General features: G+C 71.1%; 13 protein-coding genes. 4 read left to right on the top strand and 9 right to left on the bottom strand.

Annotated elements, in window-relative coordinates:
- Positions 1–328: 328 nt before the first annotated feature.
- From BM424_RS06560 to BM424_RS06545, 4 genes are all read right to left on the bottom strand, one after another.
- A complete protein-coding gene (locus BM424_RS06560; RefSeq protein ID WP_093414418.1) occupies positions 329–787 on the bottom strand; it encodes a dihydrofolate reductase in 459 nt (152 codons plus the stop codon).
- Positions 784–1581: a thymidylate synthase gene (locus BM424_RS06555; RefSeq protein ID WP_093414416.1), complete on the bottom strand. Its 798-nt coding sequence runs from the start codon at positions 1579–1581 to the stop codon at positions 784–786. The genes BM424_RS06560 and BM424_RS06555 overlap by 4 nt, the downstream gene beginning before the upstream one ends.
- A 165-nt stretch (positions 1582–1746) precedes the next feature.
- Positions 1747–2652, bottom strand: a complete 906-nt coding sequence (locus BM424_RS06550; RefSeq protein ID WP_093414415.1) for an alpha/beta hydrolase — start codon at positions 2650–2652, stop codon at positions 1747–1749.
- A 65-nt stretch (positions 2653–2717) separates the two neighbouring features.
- Positions 2718–3356: an MBL fold metallo-hydrolase gene (locus tag BM424_RS06545; protein ID WP_093414413.1), complete on the bottom strand. Its 639-nt coding sequence runs from the start codon at positions 3354–3356 to the stop codon at positions 2718–2720.
- A gap of 351 nt (positions 3357–3707) precedes the next feature.
- Between BM424_RS06545 and BM424_RS06540 the strand changes: the two genes are divergently transcribed.
- The gene (locus tag BM424_RS06540) at positions 3708–5333 is read left to right on the top strand and encodes a PstS family phosphate ABC transporter substrate-binding protein (protein ID WP_093414412.1); all 1626 of its coding nucleotides are present in this window, start codon (positions 3708–3710) and stop codon (positions 5331–5333) included.
- 25 nt (positions 5334–5358) lie between these two features.
- On the opposite strand, the gene BM424_RS06535 is transcribed toward BM424_RS06540, so the two are convergent.
- From BM424_RS06535 to BM424_RS06525, 3 genes are all read right to left on the bottom strand, one after another.
- Positions 5359–5979: a P-loop nucleotide/nucleoside kinase family protein gene (locus BM424_RS06535; RefSeq protein WP_093414410.1), complete on the bottom strand. Its 621-nt coding sequence runs from the start codon at positions 5977–5979 to the stop codon at positions 5359–5361.
- Positions 5980–6136: 157 nt separating this feature from the next.
- The gene (locus BM424_RS06530; protein ID WP_093414408.1) at positions 6137–8491 is read right to left on the bottom strand and encodes an ATP-binding cassette domain-containing protein; all 2355 of its coding nucleotides are present in this window, start codon (positions 8489–8491) and stop codon (positions 6137–6139) included.
- A gap of 113 nt (positions 8492–8604) precedes the next feature.
- Positions 8605–9231 carry a TIGR03086 family metal-binding protein gene (locus tag BM424_RS06525; RefSeq protein ID WP_217649628.1) on the bottom strand — a complete coding sequence of 209 codons (627 nt, stop codon included), beginning with the start codon at positions 9229–9231 and terminating at the stop codon, positions 8605–8607.
- Between the two features lie 178 nt (positions 9232–9409).
- Here BM424_RS06525 and BM424_RS06520 point away from each other — a divergent pair, with 178 nt between their 5' ends.
- On the top strand, positions 9410–10036 hold the full coding sequence (locus tag BM424_RS06520; protein ID WP_342742595.1) for a maleylpyruvate isomerase N-terminal domain-containing protein: 627 nt from the start codon (positions 9410–9412) through the stop codon (positions 10034–10036).
- A 56-nt stretch (positions 10037–10092) separates the two neighbouring features.
- Here BM424_RS06520 and yczE read toward each other — a convergent pair whose 3' ends face one another.
- Positions 10093–10803, bottom strand: coding sequence for a membrane protein YczE (gene yczE, locus BM424_RS06515; RefSeq protein WP_217649627.1), 711 nt, complete (start codon positions 10801–10803; stop codon positions 10093–10095).
- A gap of 61 nt (positions 10804–10864) precedes the next feature.
- Between yczE and yczR the strand changes: the two genes are divergently transcribed.
- Entirely contained in the window at positions 10865–12310 is a 1446-nt protein-coding gene (yczR, locus tag BM424_RS06510; protein WP_093414402.1) for a MocR-like transcription factor YczR, read from the top strand.
- A gap of 383 nt (positions 12311–12693) precedes the next feature.
- Here yczR and BM424_RS06505 read toward each other — a convergent pair whose 3' ends face one another.
- On the bottom strand, positions 12694–13602 hold the full coding sequence (locus tag BM424_RS06505) for a hypothetical protein (protein ID WP_093414400.1): 909 nt from the start codon (positions 13600–13602) through the stop codon (positions 12694–12696).
- A gap of 322 nt (positions 13603–13924) precedes the next feature.
- On the opposite strand from BM424_RS06505, the gene BM424_RS06500 reads away from it, so the two are divergent.
- Complete coding sequence (locus tag BM424_RS06500; RefSeq protein ID WP_245775634.1) at positions 13925–15082, top strand: S8 family peptidase; 1158 nt, start codon at positions 13925–13927, stop codon at positions 15080–15082.
- Positions 15083–15115: the final 33 nt, after the last annotated feature.

Raw genomic sequence — 15115 nt, 5'->3', positions numbered from 1 at the left:
GTCACGCCGACAGAGGCGGGCGTAGCGCACAACGGGCCTTGCGGCGACAGCCAGGCCCACGACGAGGGGCAGCCCGACCAGTAGCGGAGGGACCCCGTTGATCGCACCTGTCACTCCGACGAACACGAACGCAGCGCCGTTGAGCACGGAGGCCGCATGCCTTTGCCGCTCAGGTCGGAGGTCGGGGTTCCGCTTCACGCGGGGATGGTGAAGGGATTTCAAGATCGGCAGCAAGCCAGTCAGGCGCGGGCCGTGTGGCACGTCACGATCCGGCGTCGCCCAGCAGCGCGGGCATTGCTGGGCTGTGCCAGAACGGCTCCGGCTGGGCTCAGTCCCAGGTGAGGAAGCGGTAGTGGAGGCCTGTGGCGGACTTGTGCCATTCGCCGACTGCGTCGGCGGGGCGGTCGAGTTCGGGGGCGTGGGTGTCGCCTTCGAAGGGTTCTCGGATCTCGGTGACGACGATCTTGTCCGCCACGGGCAGGGCTGCTCGGTAGACGGCTGCGCCGCCGATCACCCAGACGTCGCCGGAAACCGCGGCGAGGGCCGAGTCGAGGTCGGCGAACGTTTCCGCGCCGTCCTGCGGGGTGCGGGAGAGGACGAGGTTGCGCCTGCCCGGCAGGGGGCGGAAGCGGGGCGGCAGGGACTCCCAGGTGCGGCGGCCCATGAGGACCGTGGCGCCGGAGGTCACCGTCCGGAAGTGCTTGAGGTCTTCCGGCAGGTGCCACGGCATGGTTCCGTCGCGGCCGATGACGCCCGTGGACGACTGGGCCCAGATCAGGCCGATCACACCGCCACCGGAGCCTTGATGCCGGGGTGCGGGTCGTAGCCCTGGATCTCGAAGTGCTCGTAGGTGTAGTCGAACAGGCTGTCCGCGGGCTTGAGGTTCAGCGTCGGGAACGGCCGGGCTTCGCGGGAGAGCTGCGTGCGGACCTGCTCCTCGTGGTTGTCGTAGATGTGGCAGTCGCCGCCGGTCCAGATGAAGTCGCCGACGTCCAGGCCGACCTGGTCGGCGATCATGTGCGTGAGCAGCGCGTAGCTGGCGATGTTGAACGGCACGCCCAGGAACAGGTCGGCGCTGCGCTGGTACAGCTGGCACGAGAGCTTGCCGTCGGCGACGTGGAACTGGAAGAACGCGTGGCACGGCGGCAGCGCCATCCGCGGGATGTCGGCGACGTTCCACGCCGAGACGATGATCCGCCGCGAGTCGGGGTTCTCGCGCAGCGTGCGCAGGACCTCGCTGAGCTGGTCGATGTGGCCGCCGTCGGGTGTCGGCCAGGACCGCCACTGGACCCCGTAGATCGGGCCGAGGTCGCCGTCGGGACCCGCCCACTCGTTCCAGATCGTGACCCCGTTGTCCTGCAGCCACGTGGCGTTGGAGTCGCCGCGCAGGAACCACAGCAGCTCGTAGGCGACCGAGCGGAAGTGGACCTTCTTCGTCGTGACCAGCGGGAACCCGTCGGACAGCCGGTAGCGCAGCTGGTGACCGAAGATCGACCGCGTCCCGGTCCCGGTGCGGTCGTCCTTGCGGGCCCCCGTGTCCAGCACGTGGCGGAGGAGGTCTTCGTACTGCGTGTCCGGCATGCCGACGAGCCTACAAGCGGCCCCGGACAGCGCGACTACCACGGTGAACGCGGTCGCTCCAGACCGATGCCTCCGGACGGCGGTGAGCGGGAGGAGCCGGATGGGTGCGCCGGTCGTGTCGACCGTTCGGCGCAGCCGGACGACCGCTGGGCGCAGTCCGGGTTGTCACAGGTGCGTCGAGAAGAACGCGGCGAGGCGCTCCACCGCCGGGTCGACGTAGCGCGGCTCGTCGTACATCTCGTAGTGGCCCGCGCCGTCGATCACCATCAGGTCGACCGGGTTCGGGGCGAGTTCCCAGAGCCGCATACCGGCCTCGTAGGAACCGGTGTTGCCCCGGCGACCTGCCAGCACCACCTGCAGCGGTTGCGTGAGCAGCTGGTCGACCAGGTGGAACGCGTCGTAGCCGAGCAGCAGCGAGTCGCTGCGGGCGAGACGGCGGTTCGGCGAGTGCTCGCTCCTGCCGCGCTCGGTGCGGTAGAAGGTGACCGCCTGGAGGGTGTCGATGTCGGTGATCCCGGCGGCCTCGGCCTCCTCGAGGGTGTCGGGGATCCACGGCACGCGGGTCATCCGGCCGGCCCGGTTCTCCTCGGTGCGCGCGGCGGCCATCTCCTCGAGCGCCCGGGCCGGGCCGTCCGGCTGGAAGCTGCGGAACGAGGTGCCCATGTTGCCGGGCACGACCGTCCCGACCGCCTTGATGCGGTGATCGGTCCGGGCCGTGTGCACGGCGTAGCCGCCGCCCGCGCAGATGCCGAGGACCCCGATCCGCTCCGGGTCGACGCCGGGCATCGCGGCCAGCGCGTCGATCGCGTACGAGATGTCCTCGCCCCTGCGGTACGGGTCTTCGAGGTCGCGCGGCTCGCCGCCGCTCCGCCCCTGGTGGCCGGGGTCGAACACCAGCGCCGTGATGCCCCGGGCCGCCAGCCGGGACGCGTAGTTCGCGCCGATCTGCTCCTTCACGCTGCTGCCGGGTGTGGACAGCACCACGGCACGTGGTGGGGCGTCGTCGTCAGGGCGGTGCAGGTCGGCCGCGAGCTCGAAGGACCCGCGCGGGATGGTGAGGTGCTCGATCATGCGAAACGCCTTTCCGCTGAGATTCCCCCTTTTTCCAGCGTACTGACGTTCGGCGTCTCCGGTTGTCAGCTCACCGGGGGCAGGCTCGCGAGGGCTTCGGAGACGCAGTCGGCCCAAGGGCGGTCGAGCTCGGTGACGCCGGAATCGCCGGTGAAGGCGCTGAAGATCACCACGTCCGGTGTGAGCCGGGACAGGGCTTCGAGGCTGCGCACGAGGGAGTCGTGGTCGCTGTGGCCGGGCAGGTAGCCGGCGAACCAGGCGCCGTCGGCGCCGCGGACGATCGTGTCGCCGGTGAGCAGGTAGCGCGTCCCGTCCGCGCCGGGAACCAGGAAGCAGGCGCTGCCCGGGGTGTGACCCGGTGTCGGGATCACCTCGAAACCGGCTTCTTCGGTTCTCCGCTCGTCGAAAGTGCCGTCCACGGCGGCGGTTTCGCGTGCGAGGGGAGCTTCGGTGGCCGAGATGTGCAGCGCTGAGCCGAAGCGCTGCTTGATGGTGCGCAGCGAGGGGGCGATCTCGTCCCGGTGGCTGAGGTACTGGTGGCGCACGCCGCCGAGCTCGGCCATCGCCTCGATCTCGGACTCCAGCGTGGTGTTGTAGAACAGCACGTTCCCGCGGGGCCCGGCCCACAGGTAGGCGTGGGTGCTCAGTCCGGGGGCGGGGAACTCGGGTTCGGTTTCCCAGAGATCGGGTCGAATTCGCTTCATGGCTACCTCCCGTCGAACGGTTCGCCCCGACGCTAGGAGTTCCAGTTAACTCGAAGTCAAGGAGTGGCGTGGTGCTCTGTTCCGGGAGTCTTCGCTGCGGGAGGGGGACAGTTTTTCCTTGAATTACCCATGATCAACATCCCTTTTGTCCGGACAATTCGAGGAAAAACTGTCCCCTGGCGACGTCCGCTCGGACCGGACCACCGGAGCTCGGCGCGGAAAGCGGGCCCGTGGCACCGGGTTTCCCGGAGTACCAGCGGATGAACACGCCGTGAACAGCGATCGGCACCGCCCCTGAAACCGCGCGAACCGGTCCTACGCTGTGCTGACCAGCGCTGATGGGAGAGGGCAATGGCCAACCTGTGGGCGGGTCTGGTCGGCATCGTCGCCGAACTCGGTACCCCGGCGTGGATCGCGCTGGCCGCGGTGCTCATGCTCGCCGCACCCCTGGCCGACCGGCTGGTGATCCGCCGCAAGCGCATCGACTACCGGGTCCTGTACAACTCGAAGATCGGCCTCGACCCGCTGTCCAGGCACGACGAGCTGTCCGCCGAGGCGGATCCGCGGCTGCGGCACCTCACCGACATGGCCAACCGGATGAGCGTGGTCATCATCCGCATCCGCAACGTCGGCAGCTACGACATCGAGAAGCGCGACTACGACCTCCCGCTCTCGTTCACCTTCGGCAAGCGCGTCGTGTGGGACGCGCGGATCTCCGAGGCGAGCACCCCCGAACTGCGCGCGGCGGCCCGGGCCAACCTCGCGTTCTTCACCGAGGACACCGCGCCCCGCCGACCCGCTCCCGGCGACTCCGGCGACCTGGGTGCCGTGCGGACGTGGCTGCGCAGCCGCATGTCGACCACGATCGAAGCCGGTGCGACCGAGCTCGGCCCGCAGTGGCACGGCGTGCGGGTGGGGCGGTTGGCGCTCAAGCGGCGGGAGAAGTTCAAGCTCGTCGTGGTCCTGCAGGAGCCGGACGAGCGCGCCGGCGGTGAGACGACCAAGACGGTGCTGGCCGACGGCCGGATCGAGAACGGCTGGATCCGCGACGAGAAGACCAAACCCCGCTTCACCGGAGCCGCCGTGGCAACCGGGCTGAGCCTGCTGCTCGCGGGCGCGCTGATCGCGACCTCGATCCACACCGCCGTCTCCGCCGAACCCGGCCACTGCGCGAACGGCTCCCTCCAGATCGCCGGGTCCAGCGCCTTCATGCCGGTCGTCGACCGGGTGGCCGAGCAGTACGAGAAGGACTGCGACGGCGCGACCATCAGCACCTCCGACACCGGCAGCATCGACGGGCTGGGCCTGCTCGGACGAGACGCGGGATCGCCCGTGGTCGGGGTGTTCTCGGACGGCCCGGCCGATCACGGCGACTTCCAGCAGCGGCCGATCGCCGTCGTCACCTTCGCCGTCGTCGTCAACAGCGAGACCGACGTCCCGGGCCTGACCTCCGACGATCTCCGCGCCATCTTCTCCGGCGAGGTGACGGACTGGAGCCAGGTCGGCGGGGCGCCCGGCCCGATCAAGATCGTCGACCGCACCGACCTGTCCGGCACCCGGAAGGTGTTCGAGAACGAGGTCATCAAGGGCGACATCACCGCGCCGACGCTGCCCTGCGACAGCCACGTCCTCGCCCCGGGCGGTCCGCCCGTGCGCTGCTGGTCGCCCAACACCGCGGCCGTGCTCAACCGCGTCGAGACGACGCCGGGCGCGATCGGGTTCGCCGACGTGCACGCCGCCAGGTCCGTCGCCGAGGCCCAGGCGCTGAAGATCGTCCCCCTGGACGGCAAGGAGCCCAGGAGCGACGGCTACCCGTTCTGGGCGGTCGAATACCTCTACACCCGCAAGGCCGAGGAGGACCCGCTGCTGACCAAGTTCCAGGAGTACCTCACCGGCGAGGCCGCCCGCGCGCTGCTGACCGACGCCGAAACCACCCCGTGCGGCAACCCCGGCCAGAAGACCTGCCCCCACGGCTAGGACGGCGAAGGTCGTGCCCCGGGCGTCAGTCCTGGTCGAACCAGCCCGCTGGGAAGACCGGGGCTCGGCCGGTCAGCGCTCGGCGGCACCAGGCGGCGACCTCGGCGCCCAGCTGCTGCGGGGTCAGGGGTGAGGTGTCGATGATCTCCACGGCCCACTCCGGGCCCGGGGCGCGGTTCGTCCAGCGGTGCCAGCGCATCTCCGGCCAGGCGTCCCGGGTGACGGCCTCCGGGAGGTGGCTCGGGTCCGTCGCGTGGGTGCGCAGCCAGGCGGCGAAGCCCTGGTGGAGCGGGATCAGCTCCTCCGGGTCGCCGCGCTTCGCCAGACGTGCCAGGTGGGTCTGCTCGTCGATGTCGAGCAGGCAGGCGGCGACGTCGATCCGGTCGGCGCTCGGGGCGGCGAGCACCTCGCCCAGCGGGACCGGATCCCCCGCGAACAGCAGGTGCTCGCCCCGGGCGTTCAGCTCGATCGCTCGCCGGACCGCGACCTCCACCTGCTGCTGGCGCCAGGCGATGGTCGGGACGGCCGGGATCTCCCCGAGCGTGAACAGCTCGGCGGTCTCGACGGACTCGTCGAGCAGGGGACGTGCGTGCAGGCGCGCGGTGGTCTTGCCGACGCCGGACGCGCCGCTGACGAGCAAGAGCATGGTTCCCCTTCAGGCATGACTCGGAAGGCGTCGGCCTCGCGACGCCGGGACTCGTGAGAACCGAGTCAGCCCAAGCGGAAGAAGAACTGCTGCATCACGTCGAGCACCCTAACGGCCGAATCGGGCCGCCTCCACCGAATTTCGATCCGGGCGCGGCCTAGCGGGCGCCGATGTAGTCCGCCAGGTGCTTCGCGGTGAGGGTTTCGCCGGCGGCGACCAGGTCGGCCGGGGTTCCTTCGAAGACCACCTGCCCGCCGTCGTGACCGGCGCCCGGACCGAGGTCGATGATCCAGTCCGCGTGCGCCATGACCGCCTGGTGGTGCTCGATGACGATCACCGACTTGCCCGAGTCCACCAGCCGGTCCAGCAGACCGAGCAGCTGCCGCACGTCGGCCAGGTGCAGGCCCGTGGTGGGCTCGTCGAGGATGTAGACGCCGCCCTTGTCGCCCATGCGCGTCGCCAGCTTGAGGCGCTGCCGCTCGCCACCCGAGAGCGTGGTCAGCGGCTGCCCGAGCCGCAGGTAGCCGAGCCCCACCTGGTCCATGCGCTCCAGGATCTTGTGCGCGGCGGGCGTGCGGGCCTCCCCGGTGCCGAAGAACTCCTCGGCCTGGGCGACCGACAGGTCGAGCACCTCGCTGATGTCGCGGCCGCCGAAGGTGTACTCCAGCACCTCGGCGTTGAACCGCTTGCCCTCGCACTCCTCGCAGGTCGTGGCGACGGTGTCCATGATCCCCAGGTCGGTGTAGACGACCCCGGCACCGTTGCAGGTCGGGCAGGCGCCCTCCGAGTTCGCGCTGAACAGGCCCGGTTTCACGCCGTTGGCCTTGGCGAAGGCCTTGCGGATCGGGTCGAGCAGACCGGTGTAGGTCGCGGGGTTGCTGCGCCGCGACCCGCGGATCCCGCTCTGGTCGATGGCCACCACGCCCTCCTCGGCCGGCAGCGACCCGTGGATCAGCGAGCTCTTGCCCGATCCCGCCACCCCGGTGACCACGCACAGCACGCCCAGCGGCACGTCGACGTCGACGTCGCGCAGGTTGTTGGCGTTCGCCCCGCGGATCTCCAGAGCCCCCACAGCCTTCCTGACCTGCGGTTTCAGCGAGGCTCGGTCGTCGAAGTGCGTGCCGGTGACGGTGTCGCTCGCGCGCAGGCCCGCCACGTCGCCCTCGAAGCACACCGCGCCGCCGTCGGAACCCGCCCCCGGGCCCAGGTCGACGACGTGGTCGGCGATGCCGATCGTCTCCGGCTTGTGCTCGACGACCAGCACCGTGTTGCCCTTGTCGCGCAGCCGCAGCAGCAGGTCGTTCATCCGCTGGATGTCGTGCGGGTGCAGCCCGATCGTGGGTTCGTCGAACACGTAGGTCACGTCGGTCAGCGACGAGCCGAGGTGCCGGATCATCTTGGTGCGCTGCGCCTCGCCGCCCGACAAGGTCCCGGCGGGGCGATCCAGCGACAGGTAGCCGAGGCCGATCTCGACGAACGAGTCGAGGGTGTGCCGGAGCTTGCCGAGCAGCGGCGCCACCGACGGCTCGTCCAGGCCGCCGACCCACTCGGCGAGGTCGCTGATCTGCATCCGGCACGCGTCGGCGATGTTCAGGCCCGCGATCTTCGACGACCGCGCGCCCTCGTTGAGCCGCGTGCCCTCGCACTCCGGGCAGGTGTCGAAGGTGATCGCCCGGTCCACGAACGCGCGGATGTGCGGCTGCATCCCCTCGCGGTCCTTGGACAGCATCGACTTCTGGATGCGCGGGATCAGGCCCTCGTAGGTGACGTTGACGCCCTCGACCTTGACCCGGGTGGCCTCCTTGTGGAGGAGGTTGAACAGCTCCTTCTTGGTGTAGTCGCGGATCGGCTTGTCCGGGTCGAGGAATCCCGAGCCCATGTAGATCCGCCCGTACCAGCCGTCCATCGTGTAGCCGGGGATCGTCAGCGCGCCCTCGCGCAGCGACTTCGAGTCGTCGTAGAGCTGGGTGAGGTCGAAATCGGACACGGCGCCGCGTCCCTCGCACCTCGGGCACATACCGCCGGTGACGCTGAACTCGCGGCGCTCCTTGACCTTCATGCCCCCGCGTTCCAGCGTGACCGCGCCCGCGCCGCTGATCGAGGCGACGTTGAACGAGAACGCCTGCGGTGAACCGATGTGCGGCTCGCCGATCCGGCTGAACAGGATGCGCAGCATCGCGTTGGCGTCGGTGGCGGTGCCGACCGTGGAGCGCGGGTCGGCGCCCATCCGCTCCTGGTCGACGATGATCGCGGTGGTCAGCCCGTCGAGCACGTCGACGTCGGGGCGCGCCAGCGTCGGCATGAAGCCCTGCAGGAACGCGCTGTAGGTCTCGTTGATCATCCGCTGCGATTCGGCGGCGATCGTGCCGAAGACCAGCGAGCTCTTGCCCGACCCGGACACCCCGGTGAACACCGTCAGCCGTCGCTTGGGGATCTCGACGCTCACGTCGGCGAGGTTGTTGACCCGCGCCCCGTGCACGCGGATCAGGTCGTGGCTGTCGGCGACGTGCATGGTGACTCCGTTCGGCGTTCCCGGATGCGGATCGCGTTCCCGGACGGATCGCGCGCTCACCTGCGGAATCCTGCCACGGCACCCCGACGGCGGCGCCCGTTTCGCCCGGATGATCAGGGCAGGCGGCCGGTGAAGGCCACCAGCTCCTGGAGCGGCGTCGCGTTCGGCGGTGCCTGCTCGGCCGGGGCGAACATGCCCTCGGCGCGCAGCTGGTCCTCGCTGCCCTGCATCTGGAACCGCAGCACGGCGTCGACGGCGCCGTCGTCCGGCGAGTACGGCAGGTCCAGGGCGCGCGCCAGGTCCCAGCCGTGCAGCAGCACCTCGGAGAGGCTGATGGAGGCGATCACCCAGCCCGGCGTGGGGCCGAAGACGAAGCCGTGGTCCGCGTCGAGGACGCCGGGGCGGCGGAACGCGGCCAGGTTGAACTCGACGGCCTCGCGGAAGGCCGCCGTCGTGTCGTCGCCGAGCGATCGCGGCTCCTCGGTGGGCAGGTCGGGCGCCATCCCGGCCGCCGATCGCCCGAAGTAGGTGGCGCCCCCGACCAGGTGCCCGCCGAGCTGGCCGACGGTCCAGCCCTCGCAGGGTGTCGGATCGTCTCGACGCTGCGGCGGCACCGCCTTCAGCACGGCGGACGTGGCGGCGAAGCTCCGCTCCAGCAGTCCGATCAGTTCCGGTCCTCGCACCGGCTCCAGCATGTCCCGCACCTCCTCGGTCTCCTCGTGGGTAGACCACGGCAGCACCGGGAACTCATCGTCACGGAGCCAGCGCACCGGCCAGGAGCCCGTGGGCGGCCAACTCGACCAAGAAGTTCATGCCCGGGACGGTAAGTCGACATGCCGACAACGAGCGAGGGATTTCTCGGACGCGCGCTGTCGGTGGCCGGCGGTAGCTTCCGGAGGCCTGCAACGGGGAGGGAACGTGGTGCGAGACGCATATCTTCGGGCTGCCGGGATCGCCGTTGGACTGATCCGGGAGCCCGCCGTGGCCGAGGCGTGGGAGCGCGAGAGCGCCTTGGCCGAGTTCCGCGTGTCCGGGTTGGTCGGGCACCTCGGGGCTCAGGTGTTGCGGCTGCCGGGCTTGCTCGCGGCCGGGGAACCGGCCGGTGAGCCGATCTCGCTGCTCGACTACTACTCCGGGATGCCGTGGGTCGGGGCCGATGTGCACGCCGAGATCAACGTGAAGCTGCGCGAGCTCGGCGAGGAGGTCGCTGCCGAGGGCCACGCGGCGCTGGTGCGCAGGCTCGACGCCGCGATCGAGGAACTGCGGACGACGTTGCCCGCGGCAGCGCCGGACCGGCTCGTCGAGCACGCCGGTCGCGCGATCCGGCTCGACGACTACCTGGTCACGCGCATGATGGAGATCGCTGTGCACGACGACGACATCGCCGTCAGCGTCGGGGTCGAGACGCCGGAGCTGCCGTCCGATGTGATCGAACCCGTGCTGCGGTTGCTGTCCGGTGTGGCCGCTCGGCGGCACGGGCAGAGCGCGCTGCTGCGAGCGCTGGCCAGGGCGGAACGGGCGCCGTCCACAATCAACGCCCTGTAGACGTAGGGACGCCCCCGCGCTCAACCGGCCTGGGGGTTACCGGGAGTGCGGGGGCGTCAAGGTCCACCCCTGGGGGTCAGGTGGACGGCGTCAATGCTACTGCGTGGTATCCGAGATGTCTCTAGGGGCAGAGATCTTTTTCCTCGCACGGCGGTGAAGCGCAGACAGGTTTGCGTGAGCGGCCCGATCGCCGCCGCGTACAGCACGGTTCCGGGCCCGGCCGTGCCGCCGAGCAGCCAGCCCGCGGCGAGCACGCCGACCTCGAGGGACGCCCGCACGACCCGCACCGATCGACCGGTCCGCGCGTGCAGTCCGGTCATCAGCCCGTCGCGCGGGCCCGGGCCGAGCCGGGCGCCGACGTAGATCGCGGTCGCCAGCGCGTTGAGCGCGACCCCGGCGACCAGCAGCGGAAGCCGCACCACGAGCGCGTGCGCGGGTGGGAGCGCGGCGAGCGTCGCGTCCAGGGCGATCGCGACCAGCAGGACGTTGGCGACCGTGCCGACGCCGGGTCGCTCGCGCAGCGGAAGCCAGCACAGCAGGATCGCCGCGCCCGCGACCGCGTTGGCCGTGCCCATGCTCACGCCCAGCCGCTCGGAGACGCCCTGGTCGAACACGCTCCACGGCGCCAGACCCAGGTCGCCGCGCACCATCAGCGCCAGGCTCGCGCCGTAGAGCAGCAGTCCGCCGATGAGCTGGGCGAACCGGGGCAGAGTCCGGAACCGCATCGACAGCGGGGAGAGATCCACGTGGACCGGTGCTGAGGCCATGCTCCAGTAGTAGCCGTAAATTGGCCTTCAAGACGATGTCCAATCGCACTACTCTGGACCCATGTTGCCGACGCCCGGTGCGCACATCCACGGCCACAAGCTCCGCGACCTCCTCGGGGGCTGGCACCAAGGCACGCGCCCGTCCTCCCAGCTGCTCGCCGACGGGATCCGCCAGCTGGTCCTCGACGGGCGACTTCCTCCCGGCACCCGGCTGCCCGCCGAGCGGGAGCTCGCCGGTTCCCTCGACGTGAGCCGCACCCTGGTCACCCGGGCTCTGGAACGGCTGCGCGAGGGCGGGTTCGCCGCGAGCCGCCGCGGCGCCGGATCCTGGGTGAAGCTGCCGGACTCGCGGCGCGGCGCCGAGGCGCAGGGCGGCTGGTTCCCCTCCAGCGACCCGGGCGTGATCAACCTCGCCCAGGCCACCCCTGGCGCTCCGCCGGAGCTGCGCGGGGCCGTGGAGCGGGCGCAGGTGCGGCTCGCCGAGCAGATCGGCGACCACGGCTACCAGCCGCACGGACTGCCCGCCCTGCGCGCCCGCGTCGCCGAGCGATACACGGCGCGCGGACTGCCCACCAACCCCGAGCAGATCATGATCACCAACGGTGCGCAGCACGCGTTCGCGCTGGTCCTGCGGGCTCTCGTGTCGCCCGGCGAGCGGGTGCTCATCGAGCACCCCACCTACCCCAACGCGATCGAAGCGCTGCGCGCGCACGGGGTGACTCCGGTGGCGGTGCCGATGACCGACGACGGCTGGGACCTGGACCTGCTCGCCGCGACGCTGCGCCAGACCTCGCCGCGGCTGGCCTACCTGATCCCCGACTTCCAGAACCCGACCGGCGTGCTGCTGGACGCCGAAGGCCGCGAGCGGCTGGCGCGGGCACTGGCCCGGACCTGCACGAACGCGGTGATCGACGAGACGTTGCTGGACATCGACCTCACCGGGAGGCAGGCCCCGCCGCCGATCGCGAGCTTCACCGACCGGGTGATCACCATCGGCTCGGCGGGCAAGTCGTTCTGGGGCGGCCTGCGGCTCGGCTGGGTGCGGGCCGGGGAGGAGTTCATCCAGCGGCTGGTGCTCGGTCGCGCCGCGACCGACCTGGGCAGCCCGGTGCTGGAGCAGCTGGTGCTCACCGAACTCCTCGACGACGCCGAACCCGTGCTCGCCCGGCGGCGGGCCGAGGCCGCGGAGCGGCTGGACGTGCTGGTCGGGGCGTTGCGGGAGCACCTGCCGGAGTGGCGGTTCCGGGTTCCCGACGGCGGGCTGTCGTTGTGGTGCGACGTCGGCGAACCCATCGCCAGCAGGCTGGCGGTGGCGGCCGAGGCGCACTCGGTGCGCCTGGCCCCGGGGGCGCGGTTCTCGGTGAACGGATCGCTGGAGCGCTGGATCCGAGTTCCCTACACGCTGCCCGGCGAGCGGCTGGTCGAGGCGATCCAGCGGCTCGCGGCGGCAGCGGGTTCGGTGCGGCCGGGGCCGGCACCGAACCCGCTCACCGTTCCCATCGCCTGAAGCTCACACCCCTCGCAGCGAGCTTCAGGACTGCGCCGGGTGGGACCGCGGGAAGTCCCGTGCGGATTTCGCGGATCCCATCCCTGAGAAGTCGCCGGCCGCCCGTCGGCACGGCCCCTCGACGTGCCGACGGGCGGTACGACCTGCGGGGCGCCGCCCCGGTGCCGCAGGGGCAATCGCGGCACCGGGGCCAGGGCCCAGTCCTGTTCTTCGGCAGGTCAGAGACGCTTAGTCAGCGATGTTCTTCAGCGACGCTGCCGTGCAGGCTGGTGGCGCCCCGGTCCGATCCGGCCGGGCGCAGGCGTCCGGATCGGAGTCCATCGGGTGGTGTTGACACCAGAGTCACCGCAGAAGCGGCTTCATGCAGGCCGGAACGGCCGCTGTTAGTCGGGCGACGCCGTGGTTTCGGCCGATCGTGTGGTGATGTCCGGACCGACGTCGCGGTGCGCCACCAGCGTGGTGGCGCTGTCGGAAAGGTCGGGTGACCCGGGCAGGATGGCGTGCGCGCTGCGCAGGCCACCGAGGCAACCGGTGCCCGCCGAGACCACCGAACCGGCCGGTGGTGAGCAGGGCTCGGGCACGCCCGGGCCCGGATCGCGCTGCCGCTCGACGTCCGGAGCGGGCTGCTCGTCGGGCGCCCGCGGCTGGGCGTCGTCGCGCGCGGTGCTGGTGCCGGTCGCCGGCACCGGTTCGTGGGAGACCGGCTCAGTGACCAGGTCGGGAGTCGTGTCCTGCGGCTGACCGTGGGTCGCCGCGGGGGTGTTGTGGTGGCGCGAGTTGGTGGCCTTCGCCGAGGCGCCCTGGTTCTGCTCGGACGGGGAGTCGGCGTGCGACGAGGAGTTCGTCTGGGCCTGCTCGGGCCGGTCGTCGTTGCCGTTGCCGTTCGAGCGGGCGACCTCGGGTTCAGCGGGTGCCTGGACCTCGGGCTTGCTCGGCTGGACCTTCTCCGGCTTGGCCTTCTCGGGCTGGACCTTCTCCGGCTGGGCGGGCTCGACCTCGGGCACGTCGGGCTTCGACGGCTTCGCGGAGCCGGAGCCCTTCGAGTCCTGCGCGTTCGACCCCGTCGACTCGGAGCTCTTGGACCCGGAGCTCTTCGACTCGGAGGAGGCCGACTGCCCGGAGGAGGTCGACTGCCCGGAAGAAGCCGACTGCCCGGAAGAAGCCGACTGCCCCGGGGAGACGGACTGCTCGACGCTCGGCTTGTCGACGTGCGCGTGCTCGGCGGCCGAGGCCGCGGTCGCTCCGCCGATCAACGCCCCGAGACACACGCCGCTGAACAGCGAGAGCCGCACGAGAAACGCGGCGGTCCGCGAACGGGGACCGCGCGCAGCGCAGCTTCCCTTCACGGTGATCACCGCCAATGTCCGTCAGGTTCGCGCGATCCGTGCGCGGCGGGGCAACGGTTGCGCCGGGGTCGGCGCCTCCGGTTGATATTCAACCACTCCAGGGGGCGATTTCGGACCACCCGGAGCGACGATCACGACAGTTGGGTCAGCATTCTCCATGCATTCGGGGGACTCCGGAAGGGGCCAAACGTTGTCGCCGGAGCGCGCCCGTTCCCCGAAAGGGTCGCGTCCGCTGTGGACTTCGCCCGAAACATGCAGAGTGTCCGCTGTGGATCAGGATCAACAGCGCGGCGGCCCGGAGCTGGCCGAACTCCATCGCATCTGGACGTCCTACGGGCACGAGATGGTGCTGCACGACGCGGGCGGCGACTCGGAATGCCTGGTCAGGAGGGGTGAGCTGCTGGCTCCGGCGGAGTCGCTGGACCCCGTGCTGGACCGCTACCGCCGGTGGATCGACCGGGTGCACCACGACGAGGACCTGATGCTGGCGCGGATCCGGCTCCGCGATGCGGAACGCGATCACTGCGTCGAGCTCGCCCGCGACACCTCCGGCGTGTCGGTGAACAACGTTCACGTGGGCAGTCCGGTCATGTTCGGCACCCCGGTGATGTTCGGCACCGGCGCTGAAGCGGATTTCAGCCCACCGGTTCCGGAACCGCCTGCGGCCCAATGGGAACCGCCGGTGGTCGTGGGCGTTCTCGACACCGGCTGCGACCCGCACCCCTGGTTCACCGGCCGCCCGGGGTTCGTCGCCGCACCGGAGGTGCTCGACGCCGACGACGATTCCGGGCAGGACCGGCAGGCCGGGCACGGCACCTTCGTCAGCGGCGTCGTGCTGCAGCACGCGCCCGGCGCGATCATCCGGCCGCAGCGGGTGCTGTCCTCGCTGGGCTTCACCGACGACCTCACCGTCGCCACCGGGCTGCGCGCCCTGCGGCGCTCGGCGCAGCAGCGGGGCGTGCCGGTCGACGTGGTCGTGCTGACCTCGGGCTGCCACACCGCCGACGACGAGTGCCCGGAGATCCTGGCCGCCGAGCTGCGGGCGATGGACCCGGCGATCGTCGTGGCCGCCGCGGGCAACCACGGCCGGACCAGGCCGTTCTGGCCCGCCGCGCTGCCCGGGGTGGTGGGCGTGGCCGCGACCGGGGCGGACGGCCGGATCGCCGAGTTCTCCAACCGCGGTGACTGGGTCGACGCCGCGGCCCCGGGAGTGGACGTGCGCAGCTGCTTCGTGCGGATGACCGCGGGCGGCGGGCGCGACTTCGGCTACGCCCGCTGGAGCGGGACGTCCTTCGCCGCGCCCCGCGTCGCCGCCGTGATCGCCACCGCGCTGCAGGCCGATCGCGATCCCGAGCGGGCCCGCGACGCCGTCGCGCACTTCTACCCGGCCGCGACCGGTGCGCTCGAAACTGCTGCCGTGGAGTGATTCCAGCGGGCAATTCTTGACTCGATCGTGGTG

The organism is Saccharopolyspora flava (assembly GCF_900116135.1).
Taxonomy (GTDB): domain Bacteria; phylum Actinomycetota; class Actinomycetes; order Mycobacteriales; family Pseudonocardiaceae; genus Saccharopolyspora; species Saccharopolyspora flava.
Note: the sequence above shows the minus strand (reverse complement) of the source record. Positions and strands in the feature narration are given on the sequence as shown.

Bases quoted from the DNA above. Each gene is read 5' to 3' on its own strand.
- BM424_RS06545 (WP_093414413.1), bottom strand. From the start codon at position 3,356: ATGAAGCGAATTCGACCCGATCTCTGGGAAACCGAACCCGAGTTCCCC.
- BM424_RS06555 (WP_093414416.1), bottom strand. From the start codon at position 1,581: ATGCCGGACACGCAGTACGAAGACCTCCTCCGCCACGTGCTGGACACG.
- BM424_RS06540 (WP_093414412.1), top strand. From the start codon at position 3,708: ATGGCCAACCTGTGGGCGGGTCTGGTCGGCATCGTCGCCGAACTCGGT.
- yczE (WP_217649627.1), bottom strand. From the start codon at position 10,803: ATGGCCTCAGCACCGGTCCACGTGGATCTCTCCCCGCTGTCGATGCGG.
- BM424_RS06550 (WP_093414415.1), bottom strand. From the start codon at position 2,652: ATGATCGAGCACCTCACCATCCCGCGCGGGTCCTTCGAGCTCGCGGCC.
- yczR (WP_093414402.1), top strand. From the start codon at position 10,865: ATGTTGCCGACGCCCGGTGCGCACATCCACGGCCACAAGCTCCGCGAC.
- BM424_RS06535 (WP_093414410.1), bottom strand. From the start codon at position 5,979: ATGCTCTTGCTCGTCAGCGGCGCGTCCGGCGTCGGCAAGACCACCGCG.
- BM424_RS06530 (WP_093414408.1), bottom strand. From the start codon at position 8,491: ATGCACGTCGCCGACAGCCACGACCTGATCCGCGTGCACGGGGCGCGG.